The organism is Bacillus sp. 7884-1 (assembly GCF_002272245.1).
Taxonomy (GTDB): Bacteria; Bacillota; Bacilli; order Bacillales; family Cytobacillaceae; genus Neobacillus.
The window spans coordinates 1-738 of record NZ_NPDD01000298.1; the positions used below are offsets into that span (position 1 = coordinate 1).

The 738-nt window shown below is 38.2% G+C and carries 1 protein-coding gene; it reads left to right on the plus strand.

Going from position 1 to position 738, the window contains the following annotated elements:
• The first annotated feature begins 148 nt into the window (after positions 1-148).
• Positions 149-631 carry a DinB family protein gene (locus CHI06_RS28465; RefSeq protein ID WP_095251994.1) on the plus strand — a complete coding sequence of 161 codons (483 nt, stop codon included), beginning with the start codon at positions 149-151 and terminating at the stop codon, positions 629-631.
• Positions 632-738 lie beyond the last annotated feature (107 nt).

Genomic DNA, 738 nt, shown 5'->3' on the forward strand with positions numbered 1-738 from the left:
CTTAGATGAAGAAGCCAACGGAATAAGAGTTACTGTAAATTCAGAAGGCTTTAATCAGTTTTTAGCAAACTTGAAAGCCTTGGTTGAGGGGAAGGAGATTCCTTACGTTTAAGATTGGGTCGATACAGGTTAATGGGGAGGGGCTTTTTTGCAAATATTTTTTAGATATAACTGGATGGTAAGAGAAGACTGGTATCGTTGGTGCGAAGAGATAAGTGAAGAAGAACTTCTACAAAACAGGACGGGTGGAATGGGTAGTATATTGCATACACTTTTCCATATCGTTGATGTCGAATGGAGCTGGATACGTCTTTTACAAGGTAAAACCGACTTCCAAGAGAGTTTCGATGGTTATAAAAGCTTGAAAAAGGTTCGAAAATTGGACGCTGAATTTCATTTAGAAGTGGAAAGTTTTGTGAATAACTGGGACGCAAGTATGGAAAATCGTTTGTTTTACGATACCTCACCGGATGGAAAAATAGTGACGGATACTTGGGGAGAAATCGTGCGACATACGATTGCTCATGAAATTCACCATATCGGACAATTATCAATTTGGGCAAGGGAGATCGGAAAAAAGCCTATTTCAGCAAACCTAATTGGTAGGGGTCTTTCTTCTAATTCCCAATAAATAATTGAAGAAGGAACTTAGATAGAGAATAACCGACTATATATAAAAGGGGGGGGGATTCGTTGGTTCAAAAGTTATTTTTTGTCTTGATTGCATTAACGTTATTC